The following is a 15723-nucleotide window of genomic DNA, read 5'->3' as shown; positions in this document are numbered from 1 at the left end:
GAACTATGGATGGCCCGAGCCGAGGCAGGGTGGAGACCGGCTCGGACCACCCCGTCTATGCCTCCGCCGGCGGCCGGGGCCGCTCCTGGCCGTGGCCGCCAGCAGGGAGAACCGGGCGGCCGGCGGGCACAGCGCTCCTGACCCGTGATGACGTGCGGGGTGTGTGCGCGAGGCGGCGAGAAGGCGGCATGCCGAGAGATCCTGGGACGTAGAGGGACGGGCGGTCTAAAGGTGGAACTGACTGATCATGCGCAGGCAGGCGACGGTGAACTCCTGGATCGGCCCCGCCAGTGAGGTGTCCTTCAAAAGGACGCCGAGCCAGATTGCGACAACGGCGTGAGACCCCTTGAGCCCGCGATGCCTGAGCAGCAGCCCAACGATGAGGATGAGGGCCACGACCAGCGACAGATTCACCGTCATGACACGCCCTGCTCTCATCCACAATCGGGCGGGTCGGCCGGGGCAGACCCGGTGGGTCCGGCGCGCGGCCTGCTTCGTTCTGGTGCCAACGGCCGGAGCGGAGGGACCCGGGACCGTGCTGCGCACTGTCGGCCGGGACAGGGGACGCAATGCGGTGAACAACGCGGTAGGCCTGCCGGCTCACACTGCACCACGCCTTCGTACCCGCCCCCGCGGCGAAGCCGCGAGCCGAGCGGAGCGCAACGGCGAGAGGGGAGGCCAGACGGCACTGCAAACTCAACGTCACTCTCCATCCGGCACTCGAACAACTGGGGCTGAACATCACAGGCGCACCGCGACAGGCGTACGCCTTGTGAGCGGGATCGGGATGAACAGGATGCGTATCGCAAGTCCGGCCGACGAGGAAACTGCGCTTCCCCGTCGCAGTGCTGCTCCGACGCCTTGTGGCCGGCGCTACCGCATCCCTCCCGCGGCCCTGCGGGGTGACGCCACCCTGCTGCCTGCCGTCTAGCGCTGTCTAGTTGCGAGGTGGGTCGTTCGGAGAAGTTCACAAAATGATTGATAGGTATATACGTGGCGGAAGCGGCTGACCGGCTTCCCCTCAAACGACTCACAAACGACCAGCCAAAACGGTCCATAGTCCGTGTGATCTGCTGATTTGCCTCGAAAGCGATGGGTCGCCTGTGTAGCGAATCGTGCAGCGCAAATGGAACGCTTCTATCGAAGTCCGGCACGAGGGTGGTCGTATAACGAATTGGATCGGGCGAGTAAAAATGGTGTGCCGTCGGTGGTGAAGCGCTGCCCCGCAACTGCCACGTCCTCGACGTTCTCGTGGTCACATCGCCGACAGCTGACCGCCCAGCCCATGGCGTACCTCGGCCCAGCCGGGTGTCTTCCTGCTCGATTGGCGCGGCCCTCAGCGCTCGCTGCGCTGTCGGACCGCAGCTTGGCGGCGGAGAACCTCTGCGCACCGGAGCGCACCGGCGTAATGATCCGAGGGACCAGCGAGGCCAGCAGCAGCGGATGGCGAGGCGAACACCGACACTGCGCCGGCCCCTCCGAGCAGTGCGGAGACCGGGTCATGGTCTGGCTGACCGGCGAACGTAGCGCAGTCTGCGGCTGTTGACCCGGCAGGCGGTCCGTCATCCGGTTCTCGTCGCCGACCGCCTCGACTCCCATGGAAGTCCAGACGCAGCGACGCGGGCAGCCGTCTCGACGAGCTGACGGAGGTTCGGCGTCACCCGGCCCGGTGCAGGAGAGCGACGCCCGCGTCGAACGGTACGGGCCATCAGGAACTCAGAGACCTTCCGACACACCAGCGCCGACCGCCTCCTCTAGGCCCTCGCCGGGGCTGCAGCCGCCCCAACTCCCCGCCGACCCAGCCACCACGGCGACGGCCCCGCCTACGGGAGCTGTCACGTGCTCCGCGAACACCAACGTTTTCACCCGTCGGTGGGTATCAGGTCGCAGAATGCAGCGCGGTGGTGGGCAGCGGTGGCTGACTGCTGGCCGCCGCTGCCGAGCGCGGCGATGTCTTCGGCGGCAGACGGCACGAGGAGAGCTTTCTGTCGGTCGTCCGGGTTCTCGCTGCGTTCTCCGTCTTGAGGTGTCCGGTCAGTGGTCGTCGACGGTCCAGCCCCGGCCGGGCCGGCTGCGGATGATGCCGCCGGGGTGTGCAGCTGGCCCGCGACCAGGCCCAGGGTGTCGATCTGGTTCAGCAAGGTGGCGGTCTGGGAGGCGGGTTCACGAGCCGGAGCCTGGCAGTCGTGGAGTTCCTCAGCGGTACCGGTGAACAAACACGATGTCTCCTCGGTCGTGGCGGTGGCGGGGAGGGCTGGCAGACAGCCGGGCTGCCTGAGGGGATTGGGCCGCCCGGAGGCGACGGGCGGCGACATCGACGAGGATGTCATGGCCGTCCACCGCGGCCTCCCTGTCGGCGGTGAGTAGCTCGGCAGCGCTGTCTCACGTCTGTCGCCTCGCGTAGGTGAGGCGAGCCTCTTGCCCACTGCGGCGCGCATCACCTGGTCCTCGGCCGGTGTGCGCAGGGCGGTGTCGGCGGGGGACGGTCCTCGCTTGTGACGCTAGGACAGCCGCATTCCCGGTTTCGTGGAGAACCCCTGTTCCCGGTACCGGCACTTTGATGAGAGGCGGCTGCCTGCTGACGCCGTCCTCTACGGACGTCGTAGCGTGATGATTTCCCAGCAGGACCGGGGCCTCGTCGGGCCATTGTGGACCCGAAGCCACTGACGAGAGCCTCTCGCTTTCGGTGTGTGCTTCGTTCTGCGCACCGAGAGCGGTCATCGTCGCAGCTCACAATGTGTGCGGTACGTGAGTCAATGCGTTGATGGACTGGACAATTTCCTCCGAGTGCCGATGCAGACTGAATCACGTCTAGCCTGAATTCAGGCCACACCTGTAGAGTGTGCTGCATGGACATCAGGACCGAACTCAACAATTTTCTCGGTGAGAAGCGTGCGCTGGTCGATGCGATCACGCGAGAGTTCCGTGCTGGCACACCGGCCAAGACGATCGCCCGGGCCGTCTCCCCGGCCTTCAGCCGCGACCAGGTGACGCAGTACCTGGCCGCCGTCGCGCTGTACGACACGGCACGCAAGGCGTTGACAGAAGCGGAGCTCGAACTGGTCGACGTGCGTGTCACCGGTATCGACGCGCCGCGGGAGGCTCTCTTGTACGTTGCCGCCGATCCCGCCGGGACGCCCGACTACACAGAACTGCCGAGCCGAATCCGAGCCGCTCTGAAGGACTTCCACATCACCCTCGATCTCCCACAGGGCGAGCATGACGAGATCACCGATGGCCTGATCGACAGGTTCCTTCTCGAAGGGGAGCCCGTGCGTCTGATCAAGCTGAAGCCGCGTACCTGACTGAGATCGGTCGGTGGTGGGTTTATCAAGCGCCCGGCGGCGCGGGGCGGGCGCGACTGTTCGGGGTGCTGCTGGAGCGTCTGCGGCGATCAGCCCGCCCCGGGTGAGAGGGGCCGGCCACCGTATCTGCAGCGGGCGAGCGGGTCACTCACCAACCGCGGGGGACGCGGTGCTTGCGGCCATGCCGGCGAGCGGATGGCACAAGCCGGAGCGGGTTGCTGCATGGCCGAGCGGTACAAGGCGGGCCCACCGGCGGCGAAGCCGGAGCGGAGGATGCGTACGCAGCGCCAGGAGAGCTTCCCCAGCGCGTCGCAACAGCGGCTGAGTACGGGCCTCGTCCAGTTCCACGGCCCACAGCGCCGCGGCGGCTGGGCGGCCGCAGGCGCGGACGGCCGCGGTGTCGCAGGCGAGCTCGTCCCACCACAGGGACATGGAGAGCAGGACCACGATCCCCCCGGCCACGAACGCGAGGGACGGCAGCGGGAGCATGCCGGCGGCCCCTACGGTCACGGTCACCGCGGACGTCTCACCGATCAGCCGCTTGCGGTTGTCGCGGCGCCGTACGTGGGCCAGTTCGTGTTCCAGCAGGACCGGCAGGTGGGCAGTGGCATCCGGGGTGAACCAACGGTGGCCCAGCCACAGATGGGCGCGGTTGCCGTGCCGGAGGGAACTGGCGTCTCGAACCTGCCCCAGCCGGTGACCGGCCACAGCGATGGACACCCTTTCCAGGCCGTGTCCGGCGGCGAAGGCCTGGACGTACTCCTCGGTCTGCCGCATCCGGGCGGCCAGCGCCACGATGTGATCCGGCTCATCGGGCGAGACGGCGAGAGGACGGACGTAGCCGTCCCACGTCATATGCTGCGCCATCAGTCCGACGTCCACGGCGCGGCTCGCGCGGTCGTGTCGCTCCCAGCACCATACTCCGCCGACGACCAGCGCCAGGTAGACCGCTGCCACGGGCTGAGGCCGGTCCGGGCCGACCAGCACCTCAGCCGTCACAACCGCCCCCACCATGGCCCAGGCCCAGTAGCGGGCGACCGCATCCCCCATCCGCATCCGCTCACCGTAACGGTCCTGAACGACCGAGACCGCGCCCCCGCACCAGAAGGCTTCGCCTTCTTGACCGGGGCCGGCGGGCCGTCCGAGGGCGCGTTCCCTCCGCTTCCCGGCCCCGGTCAAGAAGGATCCTGCCTAGAGAGCGGGATCGAGACCGCCGACGAACGACAGGACCGCGTCCAGTTCTTTGAGCGTGAGATGACGGCTGTGCGGCTGGAACAGGCCGGCGACGCCGTCTTGGCCCAGTTCCCGGCAGCGGACAACCAGCTCCGGCCAGTCCAGTTCCAGGTAATAGGCGAGGGACCGAAGCCGTGCTGCGGGATCTGAGCCGGGAACGGCCGTGTGCTGACGGACGTAGTCGAGGGTCTGCGCATAGTCGCGCAGATGAGGGCGGGCCTCGACGGTGTCCACGTGCCAGATGTCGCCGCCGGCGCGCAGCCAGTTCGCCACGATCGCCCGGTGTTCGGGCAGGAGCGTGACGGCGTCCACCTGGCTGTACTCCGGGTCGGTGCACACCCATGTCGTGATGCCGCGGCGTTCGAGGAGAGCGAGGGAGAGGAAGGTCAGGATGCGCTCGTACTCCTGCCCCTGCATGACGATCGTTTCGGGCAGGCAGAAGGCGCCGCCGACCTCCGTTCCGGGGGCACCGAGCCGGCTGGTCGCCTCGAGTGCCTGGTGCCGGTCGCGGAAGAAGAGCGCGGCGGCGGCTTCCTCGCCGTACTGCTCTCGGCACCAGAACTGGGGTGGCTGCCTTCCTCCCTGCAGCTGGCGCGTGAGGTGCTGTGCGCAGACGTGGGATCCTAGCCAGGCCGCGCCGATGCGTGAGAGGTGCGGCAGCTCTGTCCGTGCGACGGAGCGCGGTGCGCTGAACCGGCCGTTGAGCTCCTGCTGTTCGCCCGCGAGCGCCGCGTCGTCGGTGAGCAGCGCTGCGTCCAAGTTCGCCAGGGCCCAGGTGATGCCGTAGGTCAGGGCGTCGAGACGGTAGGAGCGGGGGAGGGTGACCTGCCGCTGCGGCGGCTCTGCGGCCAGCTGGCGGCGCACGTGGCCGGAGTCGAGGAGGTAGATGTCTTCCCCCGGTGTGGATTCGGGGGCGGCCAGGACCACGGTGCGGTTGGCCGGTTGGACGAATGCCCGGAGGTGGGAGCGGTATTCCGGGGCCAGGAGCAGCGTGTCGTTGACCTGCCGTGCCCTGTACAGCTGCGCGGTCAGCGAAACTCCGCGGAAGAGGTTTCCCCGTTCGGCGGGGCTGAGCCACCAGGTGCTGTCGGCACCGGATGCCGGTGCCGCGGTGGTGAATTCAGAGGTGTTCCACCTGTTGAGAAGCGGCACCCGGTGGGCACAGCGCGGGGTACGCGTTGGGGCGTGTGCGGGGGCGGCGCCGACCAGTTCTTTCATCGGCACGCTGAACATGGCGTAGAGCACACGGGTGGTCTTCTTGCCTTGTGGGACTTGTTTCCCTTCGAGCCAGCGCCTGTAGCTCGAGCGTGATACCGAGGCGGTGGCCAGTTGCGCTTCGCCGGTTTCTTCGGCCAGGCGGTGGGCGGTCTGTTCGAAGCGCGTGGCGAATTCGGAGAAAAGCGTGATGCCTGCGTCCTTCAGCAGGTTCTGCAGCACGGTGGGATGTTCTGACCGGGACGCGGGCCCGGAATCGGATGTCGGCATGGACTCCTCCGTAGTGGCTGATGCCGGCGCGCAGTGTCGCGTCGGAAGGGTGGTTGCGGCAGACCATGGGCAGGGAGCCGGTGCGGAGCACCGGTGCCGCGGGTAGGAATCGGTCACGAATGCGGGAATGTCTTCACACGAAGGCGGTACCAGATGCCCCCTTAAAACAGCTGCGTCTACCAGCTGGTCGCGTTCGCTGACAGCAAACTTGACCTGGATTGTCCTCAAGCTCTTTGCGGCGGCGCTCACCGTGGCCCCGAGCTCCTGGGCTATGCGTTCGTTGTCGAAGCCTGCGGCGACGAATTCCAAGAGCTTCTGCTGATGGGGAGTCAGCCAAGGGACTACGGTCTTCCTTCAGGTGGGCCGCCAGCGGCTGGGCGTTAGCGGTGTCCGTCGCAGACCTCGGACCGATCTGGACATCGCATCGGCAAGGCCGAGGAGCCGGTCACGGTGTCGTCCGTGCGGAGGGCAGACGGTCGAGGTCGACCGTGATGTAGGCGAGGAGGTGATCGGACAGGCGAACCGAGGCCGGGGTGTCGATGACTTTGTAGTCGTGCAGGGCCCCGGCCAGCGACGGGGTAACCAGCGTGAAGTCGGACCGGTGATCCCACGGCAGCCCTCCACTGCCGGGCTTGCCGCTGGTCCAGTAGTCCGCGGTGCGCTGGGCGGGTCGACGAATCCGGCGTTCAGCAGGACATGCAGGGCCCTCGTGTCGACCTTGTCGCTGTAGGTGCCGTCAGCGAGCCGGATCAGGTGCCGTGAATGCTCATCGGGGTGGATACAGGCCGTCAGGCAAGCGGGCGTCGTCGCTATCGGCTGCCCGACGTTCAAGTCGCCGGCCGGCACCGCAGGGCAGCCGGACGTGGCGTATCCGATGAACCGACGGGCCTCCTTCGTCCGCTTGGCCGGATCGAACGGATTCAGATGGGTGTGGGCAACGTCGATGGGCTGGTCGCCGCCGGCGATCTGGAACCGGGCGAAGGAGGCGGTGTGGTGGAAGTCGCCGTCGGCAATGTCCGGGGTGAAGCCCAGGCACCGCACCCGCGGCCACCGGTAGCGGGTCACCAGATGGCAGCCGTGGCTGGCCGAGGGCGCGAACAGCGGCTGCATGCCCAGGGCGTTGGCGGCCCGAAACACCTTCTGATGGCGGTCACGGTCCCAGTGCTTGCACTCCTGGAGGCACAGGACATCCAGGTCCAGGGCGGCCAGCATCGTCAGCTGCGCGGGCAGACGCTCGCGCAGTCCCTTGTCCGGGCGCGCCATGCCGCCGTCGAGGAGGTTGTAGGTAGCGACGGTGAACAGGTTCGCGCCGTCGCCGCGTGGACGGGCGCGGGGGAAGGGGGCAGGGGCTGCGACGACTCGGCCCAGGGCGGTGGGGGCCCGGGCGGCTCGCCGGCCCGTCGGCGCGACGCCCTTCTGCCGCGGTGGGGGCATCCGCCGCCATCCGCCAGAGAGCGGGGCGATGTCCGTGGGGTGGGCGGTGACGGTCATGGCGGGCTCCGGGGAGGGAAGAGGCGGTCGGTGCACTGTGCGGATGAGGGGCCGCGCTGGCGGACAAGGGGCGGGCACGGGCAGTCCGCCACGTGATGGCCGGGTTGTGCCCGCGCGTCTGCGTGCTCTTGGCACAGCATCAGGCAAGAGGGGCGTCGGGGGAGGACGTGACGTCCTGATGCGTTCTGTGCCCGGCCTGGACCAGAGCAGGCCGGGACCTGTTCCTGACGGGATGCCACACACTTTGCGGATGCGGCAGCCGGTCTGATCAGGGGGACGGTTCTGTGCTCTACCCGTAGGCGCTGGGCTGGTTCCGCGGTGCCCCTGGATGCGTCATGGGGGCGTGCGAACTCGTCATGGAGGGAGCGTGGTGCCGGGACGGCGTTACCGTCCTCGACGGCCTGGCCCGACACAAGCTCAACGTTCTCTGGGCCGTCCTGCGGGGCCCGGCCCTACGAGGCTCAGCCAACTCAGCGTCTCGTGGTCTGTCTTCAGCATTGGGCAGCGTCCTTCGGGGAGCAGACGAGGGCCTGGTGACCCTTGGGTCCTGCGATCAAGCCCGCTTCCCGCAGCCGACGCTGCGCCCCGTGGGCAATGCGGCTTGAGACGCCGAACTGTTGGGCCAGCTGCATGATGGTGGGGAAGACGGAGCCCGGGGGGTAAGTGCCGCTCTGGATGGCATCGCGCAGTTTTCGGAAGATGCGCTCCTGCAGGTTCGGTGGCATGGCGGTGGGGCCGGGGGCCTCGCCGGGCGCCAGGACGACGGTGCCCCTTCCGTTGTAGACCGCGACGCTGCCTTCGGCCGTGAGGACGTGTACGGCCTCACGGCAGGCGAGGGGGGTGACCTTCAACTTGGCGGCAAGGTCGAGGCGGGAGGGCAGGAGGCTGCCTGCGGGGTAGGTGCCGTCCGCGATGTCCTGTCGCAGCCGCGCGGCGACGAGCTCCCGTTGCTGGGACGCCGAGAGAACGGGGCGCGGGGTTTCGCCGGGGGCCAGGACGACGACGGCCGGGCCGGAATGGGGGGATACGAGACCTTCCTCCGCGAGGGCGCGTACGGCCTGACGGCAAGTCTGGTAGCTGGTATTGCATTTGGCGGCAAGGTCGAGGCGGGAGGGCAGGAGGCTGCCTGCGGGGTAGGTGCCGTCCGCGATGTCCTGTCGCAGCCGCGCGGCGACGAGATCCCGTTGCGTCACGGGGCCGGAGCGGGTTTCGTCCGGTGGCAGGACGAAGGTGCCCTGGCCGTGGCGGGAGTGGACGAGGCCTTCCTTGGCGAGGATGCGCGTGGCAGCACCATAAACCGTCACACCGACACCGAGTTTGGCGGCTAGCTCGGCACGGGAGGGCAGCCAGGTTCCTGCGGGGTAGGTGCCGTCCGCGATGTCCTGCCGCAGCTGCGCGGCTGCGGTGGCTGCTCGTCGCTGGAATGCCGGGGATTCATCGGGCGCCACGACGATGGTGCCCTGGCTGCCGCGGAGGGGGTCCACGAGTCCTTCCTCAGCGAGGTCGTGCACAGCAGCGTGGGTCGTGTGGTAACTCACGCCGAACTCGGCGGCCAGGGATTTGATGCTGGGCAGCCGGGTACTTGCGGGGTAGGTCCCGTCCGCGATGCCCTGCCGCAATTTTGTGACGATCTCCGCCTTGGCGAGAGCCGGACCGGCTGTCGGTGCCGCCATGTCAACCCCTCACGAGCGGGTCGGTGGCGTTGAGAATGTCCGTGGCGGCCCGGGTACCGGCCGCGAAGCGCTGGTGCGGGAGGGTTTTCAGAGCCTGGTGCGCATCGGTGATCTGCTGGGGAGCGGGAGTGGTGCCGAGGCCGAAGTGGCCGGGGCAGCGGTCTTCGGCCTCAGCGGCGGTGAACAGGACGTCGAGTGAGACGGCACCACCGACCGCCCAGCCTGAGTCGGGGGCGAGGCAGCGGGCGCGGCGGGCGGTGACCTTGGCGGTGGCGGTCGACTCGAGGTCGACGCCCTCCAGATGGGCCATCAGGGTGCGGGCCAGCCACAGGCCGGTGCCGCATCCGGCGTCCACGAGCAGCTGGTCCGGATGCATCCGCAGCCGCGTAGTCATCAGTCCCAGCAGAGGCCAGTCGCAGGAACTGGATGCGGCGACCTCCGATGGGTAGTCCTCGGCATACATCCCGGCGACCAGATCGGTGCGGGCGCGGGCGTCGTCCTCGGGAGAGCGCGGTCCACCGGAGACGGGCGGGGAATTGGGAGTCATTTCATTGACCTTCTGATATGCGAGCGAGTGCCAGGGCAGGTGACCAGCACGACGCTGATGGGACCTGCGGCGTGGATGTCTGACGGGCGAACCGGTCTTGAGGCGGGGGGAGGGCCGTGACATCCGGCTGCGGCGCGAGCCCTGCCGTCGGCAACAGGCGGAGGGGCCTGGGGCGCGAGCCCGCCCCTGGCCGGGGCGGGCAGTGCTGGTGTGCCACCTCTGGCGCGGAGGCAGCCGACGACAGTTCACCCGGCGCCGCTCCGGGAAACGGTCACAGGTGAACGTCCGATCGCAGAGCCTGGGCTGCGGAGCGGTGCCGGCGGAAGGCGAACGGCCGCAGGCTCAAGGAGACACGGTCGGATCTGGCGGAGGCGCTTCGGGCCGAGGGCACCAGGATGTGCGACTGGCTTGCGGGTTACGGTCCTCATTCAGCGGTGTTCGCCAGGAAATGGAGGCCGGCGAAGCCGATGCTTCAGATCTGTCTAGATGTTGGTGGAACCTGGCTTGTCCATATAGCGTTTGGCGCCCGACAGCCGAGAAAGGTCAACATCGTTGATTCTTGTCCTTCTGTTGATGCGTTCCTCCGTCTCGGCCTCCGTCGGGATGAATCGCCCGGAGCGGAGATCAAAGATTTCCTCGACGCGGAGCAGGTAGAGGTTCGGCAGTCGCAATTCTCTGTCGAGGGGGTACAGGGCGGAATGCTTCCATAGGGCGTTGAAACCGTGAGTGCCCACTTCCGTTATGACGTATTCAACGAAATCTCTTCTTGCGGTGTATGCGCTGCGTGCGCGTGTTCGTTCATACTCCGAGGAGGAAGCCGACTGGCAGATATAGGCGGGCATCTCCCCCGTCACCCGGTCCGCTTCGCTGCCGAGCAACTCACGCGTGACCTGATATTGCGCCCATGATGCATGCCCCTCCAGCAGAAGGCTGAAGTCGATCATTCCATCGATATTAAGTACTTCCCTGAAGTGAGAGTGAAAGAAATCGAACGATCTGCCCTCGCTGGCCCAGTACTGGGCCAGATGAGTGATTTCGTGGGCGAGCATCTGGGACAGGCGTCCGCTGTCCTGGTCCGCCCCGGCCCGGTGCAGGGATTCGGGGAGGATGAGGAGCTCCGGCTGCAGCATCGGGGTCTCGATGCACTGAGCGAACCTGAGGTGCCACTCCTCCAGGATCTTGCCCAGCCGGTCGGTGAGAGCCTGACGCACCTTGACGAAATTCGCATGGTCGAGGGACTCGTTGGCTTTGCCTCGGCCTCGATTCCACACCCCGATTTGGAATGCTGTGTATTCGGCGCTCCATGCCTCCTTGGTGACGAGTCGCATCACGGGGCGATGGGGCAAGGGCAGGCCCGTGGTCGATTTGACGACGGGAATCACCTTCTCCGCCGTTTCCTTTATGCGCCATCCGAGCTCATCGTACTGCTCTCCAGCCTCCTGCAGTAATTCAATCTTCATACTGTCTCCCGGGTTCCTTGTGCTGATGAATAGGTGACGCCTGGGTGTATGCTGCGAGCCGTCGGGTGCGGTTTTCCCTCCGGGCTCTGGGGTGAGATTCCTGCTGTGTCTTGGGCGGTGGGTCAGCGAAGGAGTCCGTCGATGCGCAGCAGGTAATCGGAAAGGGAATCCAACTCGCGCTCAATGGGGCACAGGGAGAGTTCTTCCCGCACGGAATTGAAATTGCCGAGGCCAATTTTATCGATAGCGCCCTCGATGAATGCGGTGGCAGCTGTGTAGCTTTCCAGCCGAGCCCTTTTGTCCGTCTCGGTGCTTTCGGTCGCCTGGCGGCAGGAGTCGATTCCTTCGTCCGTACGTGTCAGGTGCGGGCCCTGCGTCTGGTGTGTGATCCGCGATGCTGCCCACTGTGCGTGGCCTTCGAGCAGGGATTCCACTGCCCAGAGGTCCTCGCCCCAGCTGCGGGTCAGCGGAGTCCTGGCGAAGTCGAACATTTCCGGAGAAGCGTGATACTGAGCCAGGTGCGTGAGCTCGTGCGCCAGCAGCTGGTGCAGTTCATCATCCGTTGCCGTCTTGTGCTGAATGTTCTCGGCGAGGACGAGAGTCTCCGGTTCTCCCATCGCATCTTCGATGCACATCGCCCACGTCCGCGTCCATGTGTCGGACGGCGTTCCGTTGAGGCGCCCGGCCATGGTCTCGCGAAGGTACGGCAGGAACTGTTCACGGAGTCTCCCGCTGAGGGAACCGCGTTCGCGGTTGTAGAGCCCGAGTTGGTACTGGTGGTAGTTCCTCCGCCACGTTGCGGTGCTGACCAGCCGGACAGTGGTGCGCTCGGGGAGCGGGAGTTCGGTGACCGCTTCGACGAGCGGGGCGGTCAGTTCCGCTATTCCTCGCAGGCGCTCGCCGAGCACGTCGTGGTCAGGGCCGGCCTCTTGCCGGATATCGAGCTGCACGGTCGGTTCTTCTCCAGTGGTGAGCTGTGTGGGGCGGGTGCTGCCGGGTCTGGCCGGCGCGCTGCTGCGTCCGGCTGGGCCGGTGTTCACCGCGCGGGCTCCGGGCCGGCGTACGGGCAGGCCACCGGCCGGGCACGGGTGGCCGTCAGTTTGATGTGCGGAGTTCTTCGCAGATAGCGCGCGTGGGCGTCGGGAGTGTGGAAGTCTTCCGCCGTAGGAATCAGGCTCGGGCTTTCCCAGACGGTGTTGAACGCAGCCAGGCCGATGTCCTCGATGATGTGTCCGACGAAGGCCGCATCAGCATCACACTGCGCCTGCTTTTCGGGCAGCGGCGTCGGAGACTGCTGGATCTGCCGGCGGTAGAAGTCGCTGCCGGCGGCAGTGCTCCACCCCACCGTGCGCCCCAGCAACCGGCTGGTGATACGGCCGCTGGCCCATACGGCGTGGCCGGCCATGAACCTGCCGAGGGCTGTGCCCTCGGCATAACTGGGGGGGGACATGGAGCCGGTCGAGTAGGTAGATACCGGCAGTGTGGATCTGCGCGAGCTCCGTGATGCTCAGCGCCATCAGACGGTAGAGCTGCTCCTCGTCGAACTGGGCGTGCTGCACGGCATCGGGAGCGAGATGGATCTCCGGGCAGGCGGCTGAAGTGGAGGGGTAGACGGTATGGGAGCCGCGAAGGACCCACTCGTGGGGATGCTCTTCCTGATGGGCGACGAACGCGGAGCGCACTCGCTGGAACTCGTCCATGTCCGAGCTCCCCTCCCGCACGACAGAACGGATCAGGGAAGACTGGCGGAGCCGGGCCAGCTCTGACATCCAGACGTCCGGAGGCAGCATCCGGAGCAAGGCCCCGGTCGGCAGCGACAGACCGGTGACCTCCTCGACGAGCGGGGCAACGTCCGCCGCGACCGCGCGCAGCCGGTCGCCGAGCCGGTCGTGCTCGGCTCCGGTCTCCTGCCGGATCTCGATGGTGTTCACCAACGGCCTCCGAACCAAGATGTGGGTGGGCATGAAACAGGCGGACGGGACTCACACCGCTGGGACGTGTGGGACGCCGCCGGCTGCGGCGAACAGCCAACTCGGCGGGAGGGGCTGCAGACCGGCAGACCGCTCGGAGCACCGAGTGACTGCGGGCCAGTGCACCGTCCGGTGGCAACCGGACGAGACGTACGCCGGGCCGCGGCGGTGGACGGGCTCACACGGCCAGCAACGATGGTGTGCAACGCCCGGTAGCGGGATAGGGGATGCGGACGTCGTCCTTCGGCACCACTGCTGCTCGGCACAGCAGCAAGGAACAGTCGGTCCGGCATGTGTCCTGCGGGCGGCCCCACCGGCAGACGGCCGGGATGGTTGCCGTGGGAGTGCTGGGTATTGGGGCGCACCGGATGGCTGTGACCGGTTCCGGGGGGCTGGCGGTGGAGCCGGTCGGGCCCGCGGTGAACAACCAGATGGCCAGGGAGGGCAGGAGGGCGGCGGCGAGAGCATGCATCGGATCCCCAGGGACGGACGGGAACGGACATGGAGAGGTTGGGACGATGCCCGCGTTGCACGGAGGGTGCCGGGCCTGCATGGGTGCAGCCTTGCCGTAGGAGCAGGATCACGGCGCCGTGCTTCCCGGCGGCGGGCTGAGGAGGCTCAGGCGGTCCAGTCGGTCTTGCACACGCTCGGCGTCCTGCGGGCTGACCTGGGCGTAGAAGGCTTGAGCGGGCGTGTAGGCCGCCCAGGCGGCTTTGAGGTGGCCGTGATGCTCGGCGAGTTCGCCCAGGAGTTCGTGCGAGCGTGCGATCCAGTGCACGGAGTGGGTTTCCAGCCGGGTGAACACGCCAAGGGCCTCACGCAGGTCCGTGCACCCGGTGTCGTAGTCGCCCGCCAGCCCGCGGGCGTAGCCGAGGTAGGCCAGGGCCCGGTTCGCGTTGTACGCGTCGCGGGAGGCAAGCTTGTGGTGGGCGGCGGACAACAGGTCGACGGCGCTGTGGGGGTTGTGGTCGGCGAGTTCGGCCTTGCCCTGCTCCAGCTGGGACAGCGCGGCGCCGCGGGGGTCCTCGTTGTCTTCGCGCAGGCTCCGGGCTTCGGCGAAGTACCCCTTGGCGAGGCCGGGCTGGCCCTGATCGAGGTGGCATTCGCCCATGCCGTTGAGGGCTTGGGCTTCGTGGTGGGGGTCGTTGTCCTGCAGGGCGCTTACTAGCGCCAGGTCGTACCACTCCCAGGCGATGGCGTAGTGACCGGTGCCGCGCAGGGCGACGGCGCCGGAGGTCCGCATTTCGCGTTCGGCCTGCCGGCACTTTTCCGGGGTGATCCCCTCTTCGCGCTGCCCGGCCGGGACCTGCGCGCTGCGCTGTGCGGCGCGGATGGCGAGGGTGTGCGCTTGGATCGACTCCTGGTGGAGTTTGTGGTGCAGGAACAGGCCCCACATCGCCGACACCGCCTGCCAGCAGGAGGTGTCCAGGCCTTCGCGGTCGGCGCAGGGCACCAGGGCCAGCAGGTTGTCCTGCTGGGTGGTGTACCAGCACAGGGCGTCGCCCTTCGTTTCGAAGGGCACGGGCAGGTCCGGCAGGCTGATGTAGGTGCGCGGGAGCCGGCCGTGGTGGGAGGGGGTGACCAGCTTTTCGGCCGCGGTCGCCACGTAGACGTACCAGTCCAGCAGGCGGCGCAGGGCCTGCCTCCGCTGCGCGGCGCTGAGTGTGTCGTGTGCCTGCTGCCGGGCGTGGGCCCGGATGTCGTCGTGGAAGGCGAAAACGCGGCGGCCGGCGGTGTTCCTGGATTCGAGGAGGTTGGCCTCGGTGAGGGCGGTGAGTTCCTGGAGGGCCTCGTGGGCGGGCAGTTGGCAGAGCGCCGCGGTGGCCTCGGTGTCGATGCGGATCAGGGGGGAGGCCCCGAGCAGGCGGTACACGGTCTGGGTCACGGGGCGCAGGGTGTGGTAGGCGGTGTCGAGGTGGGCTGTCACGGCCGCTCCTTGGTCAGTGGGTGGGTTTTCGGGCCGGGGGCGGGGGAGTGGGCGGATCTCTGCGGCCGCGGCGGTCAGGGTCTGTGCGGGGCGGGCGGCCAGCTGCGCGGCGGTCACGCGCAGCAGCAGCGGCAGTCCCCTGCTGGAGGTGACGAGGTCGGCGGTGGCGGCGGGTTCGGCGGCCAGCCGGTCCGGTGTGATCCAGTGGGCCATCAGTTCGGCGGCGGCGTCGGGCGGCAGCGGACCGAGGGGGTGGAAGGCTCCGGTGCCGGTCAGGGAGGTCAGGGGCCGACGGCTGGTGACGGTGACGAGGTGCGTTCCGGTTCCGGGGATCAGGGGGAGGACCTGGTCGCCGGAGGCGGCGTTGTCGAGCAGCAGGGCGGTGCTGCGGCCCGAGCTGACCGTGCGCCAGAGCGCGGCCAGCTCCTCCTCGGCGTCGGGGAGCGTGCTGTGGCCGTAGGCGCGCAGGAACCGGGCCAGCAGAGCGACGGGCCGGACGGGTTCGGTCAGCGGGTGCCCGCGCAGGTCGGCGTAGAGCTGCCCGTCCGGGTACCGCTCGCGCAGGCCGTGCAGGAACCGGTTGGCCAGCGCGGTCTTGCCGATCCCGCCGGGTCCGGTGACCACGATGAGGT

At 68.0% G+C, this 15723-nt stretch carries 13 protein-coding genes; 1 reads left to right on the top strand and 12 read right to left on the bottom strand.

Annotated elements, in window-relative coordinates:
- Positions 1 to 225: 225 nt before the first annotated feature.
- Entirely contained in the window at positions 226 to 420 is a 195-nt protein-coding gene (locus tag ACFU99_RS11135) for a hypothetical protein (protein ID WP_384389073.1), read from the bottom strand.
- Positions 421 to 1862: 1442 nt separating this feature from the next.
- The gene (locus tag ACFU99_RS11130) at positions 1863 to 2216 is read right to left on the bottom strand and encodes a hypothetical protein (protein ID WP_384389070.1); all 354 of its coding nucleotides are present in this window, start codon (positions 2214 to 2216) and stop codon (positions 1863 to 1865) included.
- Between the two features lie 633 nt (positions 2217 to 2849).
- Here ACFU99_RS11130 and ACFU99_RS11125 point away from each other — a divergent pair.
- Positions 2850 to 3305, top strand: a complete 456-nt coding sequence (locus tag ACFU99_RS11125; RefSeq protein WP_384389067.1) for a hypothetical protein — start codon at positions 2850 to 2852, stop codon at positions 3303 to 3305.
- A gap of 144 nt (positions 3306 to 3449) precedes the next feature.
- On the opposite strand, the gene ACFU99_RS11120 is transcribed toward ACFU99_RS11125, so the two are convergent.
- The 10 genes from ACFU99_RS11120 to ACFU99_RS11075 all read right to left on the bottom strand — a co-directional run.
- Positions 3450 to 4361 (bottom strand): M48 family metalloprotease, encoded by a 912-nt coding sequence (locus ACFU99_RS11120; RefSeq protein WP_384389065.1) that lies wholly within the window; start codon positions 4359 to 4361, stop codon positions 3450 to 3452.
- A 135-nt stretch (positions 4362 to 4496) separates the two neighbouring features.
- Positions 4497 to 5975 carry a hypothetical protein gene (locus tag ACFU99_RS11115; protein WP_384389062.1) on the bottom strand — a complete coding sequence of 493 codons (1479 nt, stop codon included), beginning with the start codon at positions 5973 to 5975 and terminating at the stop codon, positions 4497 to 4499.
- Between the two features lie 402 nt (positions 5976 to 6377).
- Positions 6378 to 7514 (bottom strand): endonuclease/exonuclease/phosphatase family protein, encoded by a 1137-nt coding sequence (locus tag ACFU99_RS11110; RefSeq protein ID WP_384389059.1) that lies wholly within the window; start codon positions 7512 to 7514, stop codon positions 6378 to 6380.
- A 491-nt stretch (positions 7515 to 8005) separates the two neighbouring features.
- Positions 8006 to 9187 carry a GntR family transcriptional regulator gene (locus ACFU99_RS11105; protein ID WP_384389057.1) on the bottom strand — a complete coding sequence of 394 codons (1182 nt, stop codon included), beginning with the start codon at positions 9185 to 9187 and terminating at the stop codon, positions 8006 to 8008.
- A gap of 1 nt (position 9188) precedes the next feature.
- Positions 9189 to 9734, bottom strand: a complete 546-nt coding sequence (locus ACFU99_RS11100) for a hypothetical protein (protein ID WP_384389053.1) — start codon at positions 9732 to 9734, stop codon at positions 9189 to 9191.
- A 482-nt stretch (positions 9735 to 10216) separates the two neighbouring features.
- Positions 10217 to 11194: a hypothetical protein gene (locus tag ACFU99_RS11095; protein ID WP_384389051.1), complete on the bottom strand. Its 978-nt coding sequence runs from the start codon at positions 11192 to 11194 to the stop codon at positions 10217 to 10219.
- A gap of 122 nt (positions 11195 to 11316) precedes the next feature.
- Positions 11317 to 12144, bottom strand: coding sequence for a hypothetical protein (locus ACFU99_RS11090; RefSeq protein WP_384389048.1), 828 nt, complete (start codon positions 12142 to 12144; stop codon positions 11317 to 11319).
- An 86-nt stretch (positions 12145 to 12230) separates the two neighbouring features.
- Complete coding sequence (locus tag ACFU99_RS11085; protein ID WP_384389076.1) at positions 12231 to 12539, bottom strand: zinc-dependent metalloprotease; 309 nt, start codon at positions 12537 to 12539, stop codon at positions 12231 to 12233.
- Positions 12448 to 13125, bottom strand: a complete 678-nt coding sequence (locus ACFU99_RS11080) for a hypothetical protein (RefSeq protein ID WP_384389079.1) — start codon at positions 13123 to 13125, stop codon at positions 12448 to 12450. Before ACFU99_RS11080 ends, ACFU99_RS11085 begins: the two co-directional genes overlap by 92 nt.
- A gap of 619 nt (positions 13126 to 13744) precedes the next feature.
- The coding region (locus ACFU99_RS11075) for an AAA family ATPase (protein WP_384389045.1) at positions 13745 to 15723 on the bottom strand (1979 nt) is incomplete at its 5' end.

It is taken from the genome of Streptomyces sp. NPDC057654 (genome assembly GCF_042800135.1).
In the GTDB taxonomy this organism is placed as follows: domain Bacteria; phylum Actinomycetota; class Actinomycetes; order Streptomycetales; family Streptomycetaceae; genus Streptomyces.
This window is presented reverse-complemented; position numbering and strand designations above follow the sequence as displayed.

What these genes read in the sequence shown, in the direction of transcription:
- ACFU99_RS11105 (WP_384389057.1), bottom strand. Translation starts at nt 9,187, where the DNA reads ATGGCGGCACCGACAGCCGGTCCGGCTCTCGCCAAGGCGGAGATCGTC.
- ACFU99_RS11125 (WP_384389067.1), top strand. Translation starts at nt 2,850, where the DNA reads ATGGACATCAGGACCGAACTCAACAATTTTCTCGGTGAGAAGCGTGCG.
- ACFU99_RS11120 (WP_384389065.1), bottom strand. Translation starts at nt 4,361, where the DNA reads ATGCGGATGGGGGATGCGGTCGCCCGCTACTGGGCCTGGGCCATGGTG.
- ACFU99_RS11110 (WP_384389059.1), bottom strand. Translation starts at nt 7,514, where the DNA reads ATGACCGTCACCGCCCACCCCACGGACATCGCCCCGCTCTCTGGCGGA.
- ACFU99_RS11095 (WP_384389051.1), bottom strand. Translation starts at nt 11,194, where the DNA reads ATGAAGATTGAATTACTGCAGGAGGCTGGAGAGCAGTACGATGAGCTC.
- ACFU99_RS11135 (WP_384389073.1), bottom strand. Translation starts at nt 420, where the DNA reads ATGACGGTGAATCTGTCGCTGGTCGTGGCCCTCATCCTCATCGTTGGG.
- ACFU99_RS11100 (WP_384389053.1), bottom strand. Translation starts at nt 9,734, where the DNA reads ATGACTCCCAATTCCCCGCCCGTCTCCGGTGGACCGCGCTCTCCCGAG.